Raw genomic sequence first — 16,352 nt, forward strand, 5'->3', positions numbered from 1 at the left:
CCCCCCCTTTTCATTTACTCCACGGTAATCGCCAGGGCGCCGTCGCCGTCATCGATCCGCACGGTCGAACCGTCGGGGATCTCGCCGGCCAGCAGCTTTTCGGCCAGCGGGTCCTGCAGGTAGCGCTGCACCGCCCGCTTGAGCGGCCGCGCGCCGTAGACCGGATCATAGCCGACGCGGCCCAGCCAGCGCTTGGCGGCATCGGTAAGGTCGAGCTCGATCTTGCGGTCCTTGAGCAGCTTCTGCACCCGCGAGACCTGGATCTCGACGATCGGGCCCATGTGGTCCTGGCCGAGGCGATGGAACAGGATGATCTCGTCCAGGCGGTTGAGGAACTCGGGCCGGAAGTGCGCGCGAACGACTTCCATGACCTGCGGTTCCACGCTTTCGACGTCCTTGCCGTCCTCGATCTGGGTCAGGTACTGGCTGCCCAGGTTCGAGGTCAGGATGATCAGGGTATTGGTGAAGTCCACCAGCCTGCCCTGCCCATCGGTCAGACGACCGTCGTCCAGCACCTGCAGCAGCACGTTGAACACATCCGGGTGCGCCTTCTCGACCTCGTCGAACAGCACGACCTGATAGGGCCGGCGCCGCACCGCCTCGGTCAGCACGCCGCCTTCCTCATAGCCGACATAGCCCGGAGGCGCGCCGATCAGGCGGGCCACCGCGTGCTTTTCCATGAACTCGGACATGTCGATGCGAACCATCGCGCTGTCGTCGTCGAACAGGAAGCCGGCCAGCGCCTTGGTCAGCTCGGTCTTGCCGACGCCCGTGGGGCCGAGGAACAGGAAGGAACCGAGCGGCCGGTTCGGGTCCTGCAGACCTGCCCGGGCACGCCGCACGGCCTTGGACACCGCCTGCACCGCCTGCTCCTGCCCGATCACGCGCTCGCCGATCACCTGCTCCATCTTGAGCAGCTTCTCTCGCTCGCCCTCGAGCATCTTGTCCACCGGCACACCGGTCCAGCGGCTCACGACACCGGCGATGTCGTCCTCGGTCACTTCCTCGCGCAGCAGCGCGTTGGACGACTGTTCCTGCGCCTCCGCAAGCTGCTTTTCGAGGTTCGGGATCGTGCCGTAGGACAGCTCGCCCGCACGGGCCAGGTCGCCCGATCGCTGCGCCTGCTCCAGTTCTAGGCGCGCCGCATCGAGCTGCTCCTTGAGCTTGCCTTCGGCGGCGATCTTGTCGCGCTCGTTCTGCCAACGGGTGGTCAACTCGCTCGACTGCTGCTCGAGGTTCGCCAGTTCCTCACGCAGAGACCTGAGCCGATCGGCCGAAGCCTCGTCGGTCTCCTTGCCCAGCGCCGATTCCTCTATCTTGAGCTGGATGATCCGGCGGTCGAGCTTCTCGATCTCCTCGGGCTTGCTTTCCACTTCCATGCGGATGCGGCTCGCGGCCTCGTCCATGAGATCGATCGCCTTGTCGGGCAGGAAGCGGTTGGTGATGTAGCGGTTTGACAGGGTCGCCGCCGCCACGATCGCGCCGTCGGTGATCCGCACGCCGTGGTGCAGTTCGTACTTCTCCTTGAGCCCGCGCAGGATCGAGATGGTATCCTCGACCGTCGGCTCGCCCACGAAGACGGGCTGGAAGCGGCGCTGCAGGGCAGCGTCCTTCTCGACGTACTTCTGGTACTCGTCGAGCGTGGTCGCGCCGATGCAGTGCAACTCGCCGCGCGCCAGTGCCGGCTTGAGCAGGTTGCCCGCGTCCATCGAGCCTTCCGAAGCGCCCGCCCCGATCAGCGTATGCATCTCGTCGATGAACAGGATGATGTCGCCCTCGGCGCCCTTCACTTCATCGAGCACGGCCTTGAGGCGTTCCTCGAACTCACCGCGGTACTTCGCGCCCGCGATCAGCGCGCCCATGTCCAGCGCCATGAGACGCCGGTCCTTGAGGCTGTCGGGCACGTCGCCATTGGCGATGCGCAGGGCAAGGCCCTCGGCGATGGCGGTCTTGCCGACACCGGGGTCGCCGATGAGGACGGGGTTGTTCTTGGTGCGACGGGCAAGGATCTGAACGGTACGGCGGATTTCCTCGTCGCGGCCGATGACCGGATCGAGCTTGCCTTCGCGCGCCGCCTCGGTGAGGTCGCGCGCATACTTCTTCATCGCGTCGTAGGCATTTTCCGCGCCCGCGCTGTCGGCGGTGCGGCCGCCGCGCAGTTCGGTGATCGCGGCTTCAAGCGCCTGCGCAGTGACATTGGCCGCCTTAAGCGCCTGGCCCGCCGGCGTCGTGGTGGCCAGCACCAGAGCCAGCAGCAAGCGCTCGACGGTGACGAAGCTGTCGCCGGACTTGGTCGCGGCCTGTTCCGCCGCGTCGAGGACACGCACGGCATCGTTGTCGAGCCCCGGCGCCCCTTGCGCGCCGCTGCCCGAAACCGAAGGGACCTTGGCCAGCGCCTTGTCGAGTTCGTCGGTCGCGAACTGCGGATTGCCGCCCGCACGCTTGATTAGCCCGGCAGCCATGCCTTCGGGATCGTCGAGCAGCGCCTTGAGGATATGCTCGGAACTGATGCGCTGGTGGTTCAGACGGATGGCGACGGTCTGTGCCGCCTGAAGAAACCCCTTGGCCCGGTCGGTGAACTTTTCGAGATTCATGATCTTACGTGCCTCCTGATCCCGACGATATAGTGTTGCATTTTTGCAACACAAGGACCGCTGCAACATTTTTTGTCCGGTCCATTTGGGACCTTATGCAGCGGATTCAATTGTCCGGGATCAAGAATGCAAAAAGGCGGCCCACGCATTGCTGCCGGGCCGCCCGATAAATTGGTGTTGCGATCAGAAAATCAATGGATGCCGATGGTATCGGGCTTCGTATCCTTGTCTCCGGTGACGGTTCCACCCGATGCGATGCCCCCCAGCAGAAGCAGCCCTGCCAGGTGCGGCGCCGCCATCGAAGTGCCGCTGATCGTGTTGTAGCCGCCGTCCTTCCAGGTGGAGAGGATGCTGACGCCCGGCTCCGAATAATCGATCGGCGGGTTCCCGTAATTGGAGAAGTACGCGAAGGCATCGCTGCTGTCGAAAGCCGAAACGGTATAGACGTTCGGTGCATTCACGCGGGCCGGCGAATAGCTGTTGGCATCCGCTGCGCTGTTACCGGCCGCGATGGTGAAGCGGACGCCCATGGCCGCTGCAGCGGTGACGGCGGCATCGAGTGCGTCATCGGGCGGGCCGCCAAGGCTCATGTTGGCGACATCGCCGCTGGTCCCGTTCTGGGCCACCCAATCGACGCCGGCGATGACCCCGGCATAGTCGCCGCTGCCCCTGCGGTTGAGCACGCGCACCGGCACGACTTTCGCGCCCGGGGCGACGCCGATCACGCCGATCGTATTGTTGAGCGCCGCAATGGTTCCTGAAACGTGCGTGCCATGGCCGTTCTGGTCCTCGTACAGCCCTTCCTCGCGCGCCACGAATCCATTGGCATATGCAAGGTCGACATTGAGGTCTGGATGGTCGGTATCGATGCCGGTATCGATGATCCAGGCGCGCTGGAACGTACCTGCGATGCCGCCTTTGACGCGCTTCACGCCCCATGGAGTCTGCTGAGCCGTCGATCCACCGCCCGAGCCGCCGCCACTGCCGGGTTTGCCCTTCTCTTCGCGGATCGGTCCCAGTTCGATGACGCGGTTCGGCTCGCAGCTCTTGATCGCGGGATTGCGCGCCTGCATCTGCGCAACTGCCTGCGCGCTCATCTGCGTCGCGAAGCCGCGGATCGAATAGCGATAGACATGCGAGACCTGCCCGCCGTTCGCACCGGCCATGCGCCGCGCTTCGGATTCGACTCCGCCCCGGTTCACCGCCTTGTTGAACACGCAGATATAGCTGTTGGGAATGATGTCGCCCGACTTGGCCATGGCCGGCACCGAAAGCGCCACAAACGGAAGCGCGGCACATGCCGCGGATAGCATCCTGAAGTTCACAAGCCCCTCCTTATCACGAGGCCCGACGCGGCGCCCGGCCCCTCCCCGGAATGACCCAGAGTACGCCTTCGCGCGGGCGCGTCGAGTGCAACTTCCAGCGTTAAGCCATTTCAATCACGCAATTTTTCTATCTTCACGACAATCGATTGATTTACGGCGATAATTTAAAGCATCACGGTTAGCGAAACCGTCCCATTTTCGAACCATTCCAGTACGATAAACCATGTCGAAGACCAACCGGTGAACATCGGGCCCGGCATTCGGCCTTGTCCTGCCCGGCGTTGGTCGTGGAATCGCTGGCCTGTCGGTCACAGCGTGCTAGACCTCGGCTCATGAGAATTCTGCCCCTCACGAGCGCCACTGCGCTTGCCGCCGCACTTCTCCTTTCAGCCCTGCCTACGGCCGCCGCACCGCCCGCCCAGGTGCAAGGGCCCCAGGTCCAGAGCGCCCAGATCGCGGCTGCCGCCGGAACCGCGACTCCGCAGGAACTCGTCGCCAAGGTCGACATCCCCTATGAGAAGTTCGTCCTCGCCAACGGCCTGACGACGGTCGTCCATACCGACCGCAAGGCCCCGATCGTTTCGGTCACACTCTACTACAAGGTCGGATCGAAGAACGAACCGCGCGGCCGCACCGGCTTCGCCCATCTCTACGAGCACCTGTTCTTCGGCGGTTCGGCCAATGTGCCCGACTTCGACGTGCCGCTCGAGGCGGCCGGATCGACGCCAACCAACGGATCGACCTGGTACGACCGCACGAACTACGTCGAGACGGTGCCGACCGGCGCGCTCGACCTTGCGCTGTTCATGGAAAGCGACCGCATGGGCTGGCTGCTGCCCGCAGTCACCCAGGACAAGCTCGACAAGCAGCGCGGCGTTGTCCAGAACGAGAAGCGGCAGGGCGACAACCAGCCTTACGGCCTGTTCGACTATGCGCAGGCGGACGGCCTGCTGCCCATCGGCCATCCCTATCGCCACGCGACGATCGGCTCGATGGCGGACCTCGACGCTGCGACGCTGACCGATGTACGCCAGTGGTTCACCGATCACTACGGCCCCAACAACGTCGTCCTCGTCCTGTCCGGAGACATCGACGCGGCCACCGCGAAGCCCAGGGTGGAAAAGTGGTTCGGCCAGATCCCGCGCGGCCCCGAAATCGAACCGGTCAAGGCCGGGCCGGTCACCCTGCCCGCCCCGCTGACCCGTGACATTACCGACCAGGTTCCGGTGCTGCGGCTCACCCGTAACTGGACCGCGCCCGGCATCAACGATCCGGACACACCGGCGCTTCAGGTCGGCCTGCATATTCTGGGCGGTCTTGCCAGCTCGCGGCTCGACAACGAACTGGTTCGCGGCCAGCAGCTGGCCGTCGCGGTGACCGCCTACGATCAGGTCTTCGAGCAGCTCAGCTTCCTGCAGATGACGATGGACGTGAAGCCCGGCGTCGACCGCGCCGTGGCCGAAGCGGCCTTCGACAGGGTCCTTGCCGACTACTTGCGCGACGGGCCGACCGAGGACGAAGTGCGCCGCGCCGTCGTCAGCACCGTATCGGGCGAGATCGGCGGGCTCGAACGCGTCGGCGGCTTCTACGGCAAGGGCGCGACATTGGCGGAAGGGCAAGTCTATTCCGACGATCCGGCCAAGTACAAGCGTGACCTTGCCGCCATGGCCGTGCTGACGCCGGCGCAGGTCAAGGCCGCGCTAAACAGGTGGATGTCGCGCCCGGTCTATGCGCTGAACGTCGTGCCCGGTCCACGCACCGAAAGCGGCGACACCATGGGCGGTTGGGGCGACGAAGCCGATCGCGCCGCACCTCCTGCCGATCCGCATGCCGAGGCGCCTGCGCTGGACCCGGCGCCCAAGCGTGAATTCCCGCCGGTGCAGCCGGTCGGCGAACTCGCGTTCCCGGTCATCGAACACGCGACCCTGGCGAACGGCATCCCGGTGGCACTGGCACGCCGCACCGCCGTGCCCAAGCTGGTCCTCTCGATGGATTTCGATGCCGGCTATGCCGCAGACGCGCTCGATACGCCCGGTACGCAAGGCATGATGCTGGAGATGCTCGACCAGGGCACCGACAGTCTCGATGCGACCGCGATCGCCGAAGCGCAGGAGCGCCTGGGCGCACAGATCCAGATCGACGGCTCGCTCGATACCAGCACCGTCACCCTCTCGGCGCTCTCGGACAACCTGGCACCCTCGCTCGACCTGATGGCCGACCTCGTCCTGCATCCGGCATTCAGGCCTGCGGACGTTGCGCGAGTGAAGGCACAGGCCGAGGCGGAGCTGGCGCAGAAGCTGTCCTCGCCCAATACCATGGCCCTTCGCGCGCTGGGCTCCACCCTCTTCGGCCAGCACCCCTATGCGCAGCCGACCGACGGCCTGGGCAATGCCGCCTCGCTCGCAGCGTTGACGCCTGCCGCATTGCGCGCCGCGCACGACAAGTGGCTGCGCCCGGACCTCGCGCACATCACCGTCGTGGGTGACATCGCCATGGAACAGCTCAAGCCGATGCTGGAAAAGGCGTTCGGTACATGGAAGACGCCGAAGCGCGCTGCCCCGGTCAAGCCGCTCGGCGCCGCCGTGCCGGCCGCGCAGGGGCGCATCGTCCTGATCGACCGGCCCAATTCGCCACAGTCGGTGATCATGGCCGGACGCGTCCTGCCGATCACCGGGCGCAAGGCCGATACCGAAGCGCTGGGCCTCGCCAACGACGTGCTCGGCGGTGGCTTTCTCTCACGCCTCAACAAGGACCTGCGTGAGGAAAAGGGTTGGAGCTACGGCGTCTACAGCAGCGTGACCCAGCCTGCCGGCCCGCGCACTTTCGTCGTCAGCGCGCCGGTACAGGCCGACCGGACCGGCAATGCCATCAAGGCGATCATCGCCGATGTCGGCGCTTTCCCGGGCCAGAAACCGATCACGCAGGAGGAACTGCAGCGCGTCACCGAAGGCACGATCCGCGCCCTGCCCAACCAGTTCGAGACCAACGCCGCGGTGCAGGCCGCGATCCGCAAGAACGAACTTCTTGGCCGCCCCGAGGACTACTACGTCAAGCTGGCGGCCAGGTTCCGCGGCATCGGTGCCAAGGCGATCGAGACTTCGGCCAGCGAGTACCTGCGCCCCGACGGCCTTACCTACGTCGTGGTCGGCGACCGCAAGACCGTCGAACCGCAACTCGCAGGGCTCGGCCTTCCGATCGAAGTGCAGCAGGCCCCACAGGGCGCTGCTGACGACGAAAGCGCGGAATGATCCGGCAAAGACACCAGACGACACCCAGACGCCACAAGGAGAATGACCCCATGTCAGTAGGCGGCAGCTACGATTGCATCACCAAGACCCCGCTCGGCGACCAGAAGGGAGTCCTTACCGTGATTCCCGGGGAAGGCGACAGTTTCACCGGCAACATCACCGGCGACCTGGGATCCATGGACATCAGGGATGGCCGCATCTCGGGCAATAGCCTGAGCTGGCAAATGAAGATGACGATGCCGATGCCGATGGACCTTGACTGCACAGCGACTGTCGAAGGCGATGTCATCACCGGCAAGGTGAAGGCCGGCATGTTCGGAACGATGGACCTGAACGGCACCCGGCGCGCCTGAAGCTTTTGGCGGCGCAGATAGGGCATCCATCTCCCCATCGCACCGCGACGGGGAGGTGGGATAGCGTCAGGCCAGCTTGGCCTTGAGGATTTCGTTGACGACCTGCGGGTTGCCCTTGCCCTTCATGGCCTTCATCGTCTGGCCGACGAAGAAGCCGAACAGGGCTTCCTTGCCCGCCTTGTACTGCTCGACCTTGTCGGCATTGGCGGCGAGGACCTTGTCCACTTCGGCCTCGATGGCGCCGGTATCCGATTCCTGCTTGAGACCTTCGCGCTCGACGATCACGCCAGCGTCTTCGCCCGTTTCGAGCATGATCTCGAGAACCTGCTTGGCCGCTGACCCGGAAATCGTGCCCTTGGCGATCAGCGCGAGAAGATCGCCGCCCTTTTCGGGGGTTACCGGCGATTCCTCAAGTGAAGTGCCCAGTTTGTTGAGCGCACCGAACAGTTCCGAGATCAGCCAGTTGGCCGCCTGCTTGGCGACTTCCGCAGGCTGCTTTCCGGCCGCCTTGGCGGTTTCGGCAAGAAGGCGTTCGAACCAGCGCGCAGTCTCGACTTCGGCGGTCAGCACGCCCGCATTGTAGGGCGAGAGGCCAAGCTCGTTCTCGTAGCGATGGCGCTTGGCGTCCGGCAGTTCGGGCAGCGAGGCGCGGCACTCTTCAAGGAACGCATCGTCCAGTTCGAGCGGCAGGAGGTCCGGATCGGGGAAGTAGCGATAGTCGTGCGCGTCTTCCTTCGACCGCATCGAACGGGTGGTGCCGCTGGTCGGATCGAACAGGCGAGTTTCCTGCACGATCTTGCCACCGCTCTCGAGCACGTCGACCTGGCGGTTCGCCTCGTGTTCGATCGCCTGCATGACGAAGCGAACCGAGTTGACGTTCTTGGTCTCGGTACGGGTACCGAATTCCTCACCCGGACGGCGCACCGACACATTGACGTCACAGCGCATCGAACCCTGGTCCATGTTGCCGTCGCACGAACCGACGTAGCGCAGGATCGTCCGCAACTTCGAGACGTAAGCTCCTGCCTCTGCGGGAGAACGCATGTCCGGACGGCTGACTATTTCCATCAGCGCCACGCCCGAGCGGTTGAGGTCGACATAGGACATCGTCGGGTGCTGGTCGTGCATCAGCTTGCCCGCGTCCTGCTCGACGTGGATGCGCTCGATGCCGATGGTCTTGGTGTCTTCCGGGTTCTTGTCGTCCAGCGCGATTTCGATAGAGCCCTCGCCCACCAGCGGGTGGTACAGCTGGCTGATCTGGTAGCCCTGCGGCAAGTCCGCGTAGAAGTAGTTCTTGCGGTCGAAGCGCGACCACTTGTTGATCTGCGCCTCGATGGCCATGCCGGTGCGCACCGCCTGGCGGATACACTCGCGGTTGAGCACGGGGAGCATCCCCGGCATCGCCGCGTCGACAAGGCTGACCTGCGAGTTCGGCTCCGCGCCGAACGCGGTTGCCGAGCCGGAGAACAGCTTGGAGTTCGAAGTGACCTGCGCGTGGACTTCGAGGCCGATCACGACCTCCCAGTCACCGGTTGCGCCCTGGATGCGATAAGTGCTGTCAGCCATGTCTCTTACCACCACTTGGCCGGCTTGGCCATGAACCCGGCCCGCTGTTCGATCGCGAGGCCGGCATTGAGTACGCCCTGTTCGTCGAAGGCCTTGCCGATGACCTGCAGGCCGAGCGGCAGGCCCTCGCGGTTGATGCCCGCCGGGACCGACATCGCCGGCAGGCCCGCGAGCGACGCGGGAACCGAGAAGACGTCGTTGAGGTACATGCTCAGCGGATCGTCGGACTTTTCGCCCAGTGCGAAGGACGCGGTCGGCGTGGTCGGCGCGAGGATGACGTCGCATTCCTCGAAGGCCTTGGCGAAGTCCTGGCTGATCAGCGTGCGAACCTTCTGCGCCTGGGTGTAATAGGCGTCGTAGAAGCCCGCCGAAAGAACGTAAGTGCCGATCAGGATGCGGCGCTTGACCTCGGCGCCGAAACCGGCGGCGCGGGTGGCGGCGTACATGTCCTGCAGGTTGGCACCGTCGGGCAGGTCGCGCAGGCCGTAGCGCACGCCATCATAGCGCGCGAGGTTCGAGGAAGCCTCGGCCGGCGCGATGATGTAGTAGGCAGGCAGCGCATACTTGGTGTGCGGCAGCGAGATCTCGACGACTTCGGCGCCCGCGTCCTTCAGCCATGCCACGCCCTGGTCCCACAGCGCGGCAATTTCGGCGTCCATGCCGTCCATGCGGTATTCGCGCGGAATGCCGACCTTCTTGCCCTTGAGATCGGCGGAAAGACCGGCTTCCCACTGCGGCACCGGCATGTCGAGGCTGGTCGAGTCCTTGGGATCGAAACCGGCCATCGCTTCCAGCATGATCGCACAGTCGCGGGTGTCGCGCGCCATCGGTCCGGCCTGATCGAGCGAGCTGGCGAAGGCGACGATGCCCCAGCGCGAGCAACGCCCATAAGTCGGCTTGATGCCGGTAATGCCGGTGAAGGCGGCAGGCTGGCGGATCGAGCCGCCGGTGTCGGTGCCGGTCGCGGCCGGACACAGGCGCGCCGAAACCGCAGCCGACGAACCGCCCGAGGAACCGCCCGGCGCGAGCGCGGCATTGCCGCCGTCGTTACGCCGCCAGGGCGAGATCACGTTGCCGAAGTAGCTGGTCTCGTTCGAGGAACCCATCGCGAACTGGTCGAGGTTGAGCTTGCCCAGCATGCCCGCGCCCGCGTCCCACAGCTTCTGCGAAACGGTCGATTCGTACTCGGGCCTGAAGCCTTCGAGGATGTGGCTGGCAGCCGTGGTCTGCACGCCGCGGGTGGCGAAGAGATCCTTCATGCCGATGGGCACGCCGCCCATCTTGCCAAGCGCCTCGCCCTTGGCACGCTTGGCATCGGTAGCCTTGGCGGCATCGATCGCGGCATCGGGGGTGGTGACGATGAAGGCGTTGAGCGCATCCTGCGCGGCAGCGACATTGGCGTTGAACGCCTCGGCCACTTCGACGGCGGTGAATTCGCCGCCGGCAACGCCGTCGCGGATCTGGGCTACGCCGAGTTCGGTAAGGTCAGTCATGCTGCTTCCAGCCGATAGTGTTGCGCGCGTGCTTCGACAGGCTCGGCACGAGCGGAGGTGGAAAGACGAAATTCGCGGACTTCCGCCCGCCCTGCGCTAATCGAAGGGCACGCGCGGCATCCGCGATCCGGCACTTATTCGATCACCTTGGGCACGCCGAAAAAGCCGTGCTCGGCCGCCGGCGCATTCGCGAGAACCGCGTCGCGCCTGTTGCCGCCGGTCAGCGGATCGGCGTCGATCACGTCGTCGCGCAGGCGCAGCTTGTTGGGGATCACGGCCGTCATCGGCTCAACGCCGGTAACGTCGACTTCGCCGAGTTGCTCGACCCAGGCGAGAATGCCGTTGAGTTCAGGGACCATCGCCTCGAGCTCCTGCTCGCTCACCTTGATGCGGGCGAGGCTGGCGATCTTGGCCACGGTTGCGGTATCGACCGACATGGCTGTTCCTCAATGATGACGGGGCCGACGCGCGGCCCCGTTTCGATAAATGGGCTATGAACGGGCGCTAGCACCCGCTCCTGACCGCATCAAGCGGCGAAGCAGGCCCCGATCAGGGGTGCGCCTGCGCCTCTGCGCCCGGCATCCCGCCCTGCGACTGCATCTGCTGCAGCTGCTGGAGGATGCGCTGCTGCTGCTCGATCTCGGCACGGCTCTTGAAGTCGATCAGCTCGATCTCGAAAGTCAGGTCGGTGTTGGCCGGGATGTCGCCAACGGCCTTGTCGCCATAGGCCAGCTCCGCGGGGATCTCGACCATGTACTTGCCGCCGCGCTGCATCTTGACCAGCGCCTTGGTGAAGCCGGGGACGACTTCGTTGAGCGCCATGGGCACCTGCTTGGCCTCGTCGAAGACCTTACCGTCGGGCAGCGTGCCCTTGTAGTTGATCAGCACGACGTCATCGGCGGTCGGGGACTCGCCCGAACCGGCGGTCAGCGTCTTCACGTCCACCGACGGGGGAAGCGCCGCGTAAGCCACGCCGCCGGCAGCCAGGGCAATCGCGGCAACGCCGAGCCAGATCTTGGTGACGGCGCCCTTGGCGACGGGCTGGAGGGGGACGCGGGTGATCTCTGTCATCTTCGTTAGGCCTCGTACGAAAATTCGCCCCAAAGGCAGATACACAAAGGGCGCGGATGGAATTTCCGCGCCCTCATGGCTCAAGCAGATGCGACGTTCAAGCACGAACGCCGCGCTCAATGGATGTTTCCCGCATTTGCTGCGGGAACGGCGTCTTACTTGACGCCGTCGCGCTCCATGCGCTTGCGCTCAAGCTTGCGGGCGCGGCGCACGGCAGCGGCCTTTTCGCGGGCGCGCTTTTCCGACGGCTTCTCGTAGTGACGGCGCAGCTTCATTTCGCGATAGACACCTTCCCGTTGCAGCTTCTTCTTGAGCGCACGAAGGGCCTGATCAACATTGTTGTCGCGAACCATGATCTGCATAAACCGAAACACCTCACAAAAATAACGAACGAAGCCCGCCCCGCGTCGTTTCCCGCGTGGCAAACTGCGAATCTGAAAGCCAAAAACTGGGCCGAACCCCGGAAGAGTACGGCTCGATTGGGCGGGCCGTTAGCAAAGCGACCGCGCAAAGACAAGCAGAAAGGCCTGAAACCACCGGCAATCCGGCCCCACATGCACACAATATAGTGGCACGAAGGCCACATTTCAACGCCGCGCACCGGACTCCGTCCCTCCCGCACAGCCCCGCCGGCGCGCCCATGCGGGAAGAATTGGATTATTGCCGATTCGCCGCTAAGGCGACGCCATGCCTCATCCCTCTTTCATAGTAGCCTCGCTCTACGTGGCGTTTGGCGGCGGCTTTGGCGCCTGGCTGCGATTCCTTGTGGGCCGCGCCTGGGTCGCCGCAATCGGACCGGTCCGCGCCAGCGAGTTCCCCTGGGGAACATTGACCGTCAACGTCCTGGGCAGCCTGCTCATGGGCCTGCTCGTGGGATGGCTTGCCCGCTTCGGCAGCCATGGCGAAGGCACGCGCCTGTTCCTTGCCATCGGCATGCTCGGCGGCTTCACCACGTTTTCTTCCTTCAGTCTCGATATCGTCAGCCTTGCCGAGCGTGGCCAGCTCGGGCTTGCGGCTTTCTATACCGGCATCTCGCTGATTGCCGGGGTCCTGAGCCTGTTCCTTGGCCTTTCGATCATGAGGCACGTTGCATGAGCCGCCCCGAAAACAATGACATCGTCCGCCAGTTCACCGTCGGCGCCGACGATGAAGGCGTGCGCCTCGACCGCTGGTTCAAGCGGCACCTGCCGCAAGTCGGCTTCGCAACCGTCTCGCGCTGGGCCCGCACCGGGCAGATCCGCGTCGACGGCAAGCGCGCCGACGTCGCCGACCGGCTGAGCGCCGGGCAGGTCCTGCGCGTCCCTCCCGGCGGCGAGGCGAAGCCCGGCGGCAAGCCCGCCCATGTGCGCCGCGAACTGAGCGAAGAGGAACTGGAACTCGCCGATTCGATGGTCCTGACCCAGGACCGTGCAGCCATCGTGCTCAACAAGCCGCCCGGCCTTGCCACGCAGGGCGGCTCGGGCATGAAGCAGCACGTCGACGGCCTGCTCGACGCCTATGCGCCCGACGGCCCGCGCCCCCGCCTCGTCCACCGGCTCGACAAGGATACTTCCGGCGTCCTGCTGGTCGCCCGCACGCCGGGCAGCGCGGCCTTCTTCTCCAAGCGTTTTTCCGGCCGCTCGGCGAAGAAGATCTACTGGGCGCTCGTCGTCGGCGTTCCCAGCATCTCCGACGGCATGATCGAACTGCCGCTCGCCAAGCAGCCGGGTACCGGCGGTGAGAAGATGCACGTCGACGAAGAGAACGGCCAGCCCGCGCGCACCCGTTATCGCGTACTCGACCGCGCCGGAAACCGTGCCGCCTGGGTTGAGCTGCACCCGCTGACCGGCCGCACCCACCAGCTGCGCGTCCACATGGCGGCAATCGGCCACCCGATCGTCGGCGACGGCAAGTACGGCGGACAGGACGCCTTCCTCAGCGGCACGATCAGCCGCAAGATGCACCTGCACGCGCGCCGCCTGATCATCGACCATCCGGACGGCGCCCCGCTCGACGTCACCGCTTCCCTGCCCGAGCACTTCGCCAATTCGTTGGAACAGCTCGGCTTCGACGAGGCCGATGGCGAAATGTTGCCAGAGGCGCCGGTCGAGCCGAGCAAGGACGAGCAGAAGCGCGCAGCCAAGGCCCACGCCAAGCAGTATCGCAAGGAACGCCGCGGCGAGCGTCGCTCGCGCCGGGACACGGCACCGGCCCGCGGCGGCAAGCCGGGAGCGGGTTCGGCCAAACCGGGCAAACCTGCCCGCCCCGGCGGCAAGCCCGGCACCGGCAAGCCTTCCGGCGGCAAGCCCGCTGGCAGCAGGCCCAACGGTGGCAAACCCGGTGGCGCAAGTGGCGGCGCCAGGAAGCCCGGTGGTCCGCGAGGCAAGCGGTGAAACTGGCCGTCTTCGACTGCGACGGCACGCTGATCGACGGACAGGCGGCGATCTGCGAGGCGATGGAAGCGACGTTCGCCAAGTACGGGCTCGCATCCCCGCCGCGCAATACGATCCGCCGCGCCGTTGGCCTTTCGTTGCCGCAGGCAATGCGCCAGCTCCTGCCCGACAGCGATGTCGAACAGCAGCAGGCCATGGCCGAAAGCTACAAGCTCGCTTTCCGCACCGCGCGCGCCGAAGGCCGCGTCTCGCAGCCGCTGTTCGAGGGCATCGAGCCCTGCCTGCGCACGCTCGCTGCATCGGGCTGGACCCTCGGCGTCGCCACCGGCATGTCCGACCGCGGCCTGGCGCATTGCCTGGCGAACAACGGCATCGCCGACCTGTTCGTCACGCTTCAGACCGCAGACCGCCATCCATCGAAGCCCAATCCCGAAATGCTGGAGCAGGCCCTGTTCGAAGCGGGCGCCCTGCCCGGCGAAGCGGTCATGATCGGCGACACCGGCTATGACATGCAGATGGCGCAATCGGCCGGCACCCGCGCGGTCGGGGTCGACTGGGGCTATCACCATCCCGAAGAGCTGAAGGCGGCGGGCGCCGAATGGGTCGCGGAGACCCCGGCCGAACTGCTGGCCTACCTGCTCAAATGAGCGAGCGCGATCCGGCGGCGGCCCGCTTTGCGGTAATCCAGATCGTGCGCCTGCTGGGCGTGGCCTTCGTCATGACGGGCATTCTCGTCGCCAACGGCAATCATGCCCTGCCCACGTGGCTCGGCCATATCCTCATCGCCGTCGGCCTGGCCGACACCTTCATCGTTCCCAAAGTCCTCGCGCGGAAGTGGCGCACACCGAAATGAAGCGATTCTACAAGGAAGTTACCGTCGGCGAGACCGACGCAGGCTGGCGCGTCCTGCTCGACGGGCGCCCGATCAAGACTGCCGGGGGCCGCGTGCAAGTCGTGACCACGAAGCCGCTGGCCGAGGCACTGGCCGAGGAATGGGCGGCGCAAGGCGAGAACATCGACCCTGCCGGTTTCGTCCTGCGCGACTTGTGCGACTTTGCCATCGATGCCGTCGCCGTCGATCGTGCCGAGGCGATCCGCGACCTCGTGCCATACGCCGAGACGGACACCCTGTGCTATCGCGCCGATCCCGAAGATGCGCTGTTCAAGCGCCAGCAGGATGTCTGGGAACCCCTGCTGAAGCGGGCCGAAGAGCGATGGGGCCTGACCTTCACCCGCGTCTCGGGCATCATCCACAAGCCGCAGCCGGCGCAGACCCTTGCCCGCCTGGAGCAGGTTCTCCACGAACAGGACGACTTCACGCTGGCGGGCCTGCGCATGCTCACCAGCCTTGCCGCCTCGCTCGTCGTCGGTCTCTTCGCCACCGAACCGGATGCGGACAGCGAAGCCCTGTGGCGCGCCGCCAACCTCGAGGAGGACTGGCAGATCGAGCTGTGGGGCGAAGACTGGGAAGCGGCGGAGCGGCGCAAGACCCGCCTCGAGGCATTCGAGCTGGCCATGCGCCTGACCCGGCTCGCCCGCGAAAGCTGAGACCGGCGGCGTGAAGCTCGTCTTCAGCCGCAAGGGATTCGACACGACGGCGGGCGGCGTGCCCTCTCCGATCATCGACGGCGTGCCCGTCTCCCTGCCGATACCGACGCAGGACCGCTCATGCACGCGCTTTGCCGATCGGGACCTCGGCGAACTTGTCTCCACGCTCACGCGCGGCAGGATCGACGGCGCGCACTTGTGCCATGACGATCCGATGTTCGCGGACGGCCTGTGCTGGTTCGGCCAGTGCGGCGCGGCGCAAGGCCACCTTGCCAGGCACGGCGTCGGGCCGGGGGATCACTTCCTGTTCTTCGGGCTTTTCGCCGATCCCGAGACGGGCGAACGCCATCACCGCATCTTCGCCCACATGGGTGTCGAAGCCTGCGGCTCTCCCGAAGCCGTGCGCCGGTCCCGCTCATGGCAAGAACCGCCAAGGCCCCATCCCCACGCCGAAGGCGAATGGCCCGCGAACAATGCGATCTGGTTCGGTCCCGGAGCGACCGCGCGTTCGGCAGCGGACGGGTTGCGGCTGACGCAGCCGTGCGGGCCGCTCAATCGCTGGCGGGTTCCACCGTGGCTGAAGCAGCGCGGCCTCACCTACCATGACCGACCGGACCGCTGGATCGGGCGCCGAAGCCTCGATTCCGCGCGGCGCGGTCAGGAATTCGTCTGCGACATCGGTCGCGCCCGCGAGCCGCGCTTATGGCTGGAAGGCATGATCGCCCTGATCGAGAACCGCCCCGCCGGCTGAGGTTCACCGCAAAAAGAAAACCCCCCCCCCC

General features: G+C 65.7%; 15 protein-coding genes. 8 read left to right on the forward strand and 7 right to left on the reverse strand.

Going from position 1 to position 16,352, the window contains the following annotated elements; all coding sequences use genetic code 11:
* Positions 1 to 14: 14 nt before the first annotated feature.
* Positions 15 to 2,594, reverse strand: a complete 2,580-nt coding sequence (gene clpB, locus SPHV1_RS23255) for an ATP-dependent chaperone ClpB (protein ID WP_054948378.1) — start codon at positions 2,592 to 2,594, stop codon at positions 15 to 17.
* Positions 2,595 to 2,785: 191 nt separating this feature from the next.
* Positions 2,786 to 3,919 (reverse strand): S8 family serine peptidase, encoded by a 1,134-nt coding sequence (locus SPHV1_RS23260; protein WP_231634837.1) that lies wholly within the window; start codon positions 3,917 to 3,919, stop codon positions 2,786 to 2,788.
* Positions 3,920 to 4,251: 332 nt separating this feature from the next.
* On the opposite strand from SPHV1_RS23260, the gene SPHV1_RS23265 reads away from it, so the two are divergent.
* Both SPHV1_RS23265 and SPHV1_RS23270 read left to right on the forward strand, forming a co-directional pair.
* On the forward strand, positions 4,252 to 7,167 hold the full coding sequence (locus SPHV1_RS23265) for a pitrilysin family protein (protein ID WP_054948379.1): 2,916 nt from the start codon (positions 4,252 to 4,254) through the stop codon (positions 7,165 to 7,167).
* A gap of 50 nt (positions 7,168 to 7,217) precedes the next feature.
* Positions 7,218 to 7,520 carry a hypothetical protein gene (locus SPHV1_RS23270; protein ID WP_054948380.1) on the forward strand — a complete coding sequence of 101 codons (303 nt, stop codon included), beginning with the start codon at positions 7,218 to 7,220 and terminating at the stop codon, positions 7,518 to 7,520.
* Between the two features lie 66 nt (positions 7,521 to 7,586).
* Here SPHV1_RS23270 and gatB read toward each other — a convergent pair whose 3' ends face one another.
* The 5 genes from gatB to rpsU all read right to left on the reverse strand — a co-directional run bounded on the left by gatB (position 7,587) and on the right by rpsU (position 12,012).
* Entirely contained in the window at positions 7,587 to 9,086 is a 1,500-nt protein-coding gene (gene gatB / locus SPHV1_RS23275; protein WP_054948381.1) for an Asp-tRNA(Asn)/Glu-tRNA(Gln) amidotransferase subunit GatB, read from the reverse strand.
* 5 nt (positions 9,087 to 9,091) lie between these two features.
* Positions 9,092 to 10,579, reverse strand: coding sequence for an Asp-tRNA(Asn)/Glu-tRNA(Gln) amidotransferase subunit GatA (gene gatA / locus SPHV1_RS23280; RefSeq protein ID WP_054948382.1), 1,488 nt, complete (start codon positions 10,577 to 10,579; stop codon positions 9,092 to 9,094).
* Positions 10,580 to 10,713: 134 nt separating this feature from the next.
* Entirely contained in the window at positions 10,714 to 11,016 is a 303-nt protein-coding gene (gene gatC / locus SPHV1_RS23285) for an Asp-tRNA(Asn)/Glu-tRNA(Gln) amidotransferase subunit GatC (protein WP_054948383.1), read from the reverse strand.
* Between the two features lie 112 nt (positions 11,017 to 11,128).
* Positions 11,129 to 11,650, reverse strand: coding sequence for an FKBP-type peptidyl-prolyl cis-trans isomerase (locus SPHV1_RS23290; protein WP_054948384.1), 522 nt, complete (start codon positions 11,648 to 11,650; stop codon positions 11,129 to 11,131).
* A gap of 155 nt (positions 11,651 to 11,805) precedes the next feature.
* Positions 11,806 to 12,012 (reverse strand): 30S ribosomal protein S21, encoded by a 207-nt coding sequence (gene rpsU / locus SPHV1_RS23295; protein WP_007011585.1) that lies wholly within the window; start codon positions 12,010 to 12,012, stop codon positions 11,806 to 11,808.
* Positions 12,013 to 12,337: 325 nt separating this feature from the next.
* Between rpsU and crcB the strand changes: the two genes are divergently transcribed.
* From crcB to SPHV1_RS23325, 6 genes are read left to right on the forward strand one after another with little or no spacing between them, the layout of a single operon-like run.
* Complete coding sequence (crcB, locus tag SPHV1_RS23300; protein WP_054948385.1) at positions 12,338 to 12,745, forward strand: fluoride efflux transporter CrcB; 408 nt, start codon at positions 12,338 to 12,340, stop codon at positions 12,743 to 12,745.
* A complete protein-coding gene (locus SPHV1_RS23305; RefSeq protein WP_054948386.1) occupies positions 12,742 to 14,022 on the forward strand; it encodes an RluA family pseudouridine synthase in 1,281 nt (426 codons plus the stop codon). The genes crcB and SPHV1_RS23305 overlap by 4 nt, the downstream gene beginning before the upstream one ends.
* The gene (locus SPHV1_RS23310) at positions 14,019 to 14,669 is read left to right on the forward strand and encodes an HAD-IA family hydrolase (protein WP_054948387.1); all 651 of its coding nucleotides are present in this window, start codon (positions 14,019 to 14,021) and stop codon (positions 14,667 to 14,669) included. Before SPHV1_RS23305 ends, SPHV1_RS23310 begins: the two co-directional genes overlap by 4 nt.
* Positions 14,666 to 14,875 carry a hypothetical protein gene (locus tag SPHV1_RS23315; RefSeq protein ID WP_054948388.1) on the forward strand — a complete coding sequence of 70 codons (210 nt, stop codon included), beginning with the start codon at positions 14,666 to 14,668 and terminating at the stop codon, positions 14,873 to 14,875. Before SPHV1_RS23310 ends, SPHV1_RS23315 begins: the two co-directional genes overlap by 4 nt.
* Positions 14,872 to 15,570: an ATP12 family chaperone protein gene (locus tag SPHV1_RS23320; protein WP_054948389.1), complete on the forward strand. Its 699-nt coding sequence runs from the start codon at positions 14,872 to 14,874 to the stop codon at positions 15,568 to 15,570. Before SPHV1_RS23315 ends, SPHV1_RS23320 begins: the two co-directional genes overlap by 4 nt.
* A 10-nt stretch (positions 15,571 to 15,580) precedes the next feature.
* Positions 15,581 to 16,321, forward strand: coding sequence for a hypothetical protein (locus SPHV1_RS23325; RefSeq protein WP_054948390.1), 741 nt, complete (start codon positions 15,581 to 15,583; stop codon positions 16,319 to 16,321).
* The last annotated feature ends 31 nt before the right edge of the window (positions 16,322 to 16,352 follow it).

The sequence above is a fragment of the Novosphingobium sp. KN65.2 genome, assembly GCF_001368935.1.
GTDB lineage: Bacteria > Pseudomonadota > Alphaproteobacteria > Sphingomonadales > Sphingomonadaceae > Novosphingobium > Novosphingobium mathurense.

Bases quoted from the DNA above. Each gene is read 5' to 3' on its own strand.
- SPHV1_RS23320 (WP_054948389.1), top strand. From the start codon at position 14,872: ATGAAGCGATTCTACAAGGAAGTTACCGTCGGCGAGACCGACGCAGGC.
- gatA (WP_054948382.1), bottom strand. From the start codon at position 10,579: ATGACTGACCTTACCGAACTCGGCGTAGCCCAGATCCGCGACGGCGTT.
- SPHV1_RS23315 (WP_054948388.1), top strand. From the start codon at position 14,666: ATGAGCGAGCGCGATCCGGCGGCGGCCCGCTTTGCGGTAATCCAGATC.
- SPHV1_RS23265 (WP_054948379.1), top strand. From the start codon at position 4,252: ATGAGAATTCTGCCCCTCACGAGCGCCACTGCGCTTGCCGCCGCACTT.
- clpB (WP_054948378.1), bottom strand. From the start codon at position 2,594: ATGAATCTCGAAAAGTTCACCGACCGGGCCAAGGGGTTTCTTCAGGCG.
- crcB (WP_054948385.1), top strand. From the start codon at position 12,338: ATGCCTCATCCCTCTTTCATAGTAGCCTCGCTCTACGTGGCGTTTGGC.
- rpsU (WP_007011585.1), bottom strand. From the start codon at position 12,012: ATGCAGATCATGGTTCGCGACAACAATGTTGATCAGGCCCTTCGTGCG.
- gatC (WP_054948383.1), bottom strand. From the start codon at position 11,016: ATGTCGGTCGATACCGCAACCGTGGCCAAGATCGCCAGCCTCGCCCGC.
- gatB (WP_054948381.1), bottom strand. From the start codon at position 9,086: ATGGCTGACAGCACTTATCGCATCCAGGGCGCAACCGGTGACTGGGAG.
- SPHV1_RS23305 (WP_054948386.1), top strand. From the start codon at position 12,742: ATGAGCCGCCCCGAAAACAATGACATCGTCCGCCAGTTCACCGTCGGC.
- SPHV1_RS23270 (WP_054948380.1), top strand. From the start codon at position 7,218: ATGTCAGTAGGCGGCAGCTACGATTGCATCACCAAGACCCCGCTCGGC.
- SPHV1_RS23290 (WP_054948384.1), bottom strand. From the start codon at position 11,650: ATGACAGAGATCACCCGCGTCCCCCTCCAGCCCGTCGCCAAGGGCGCC.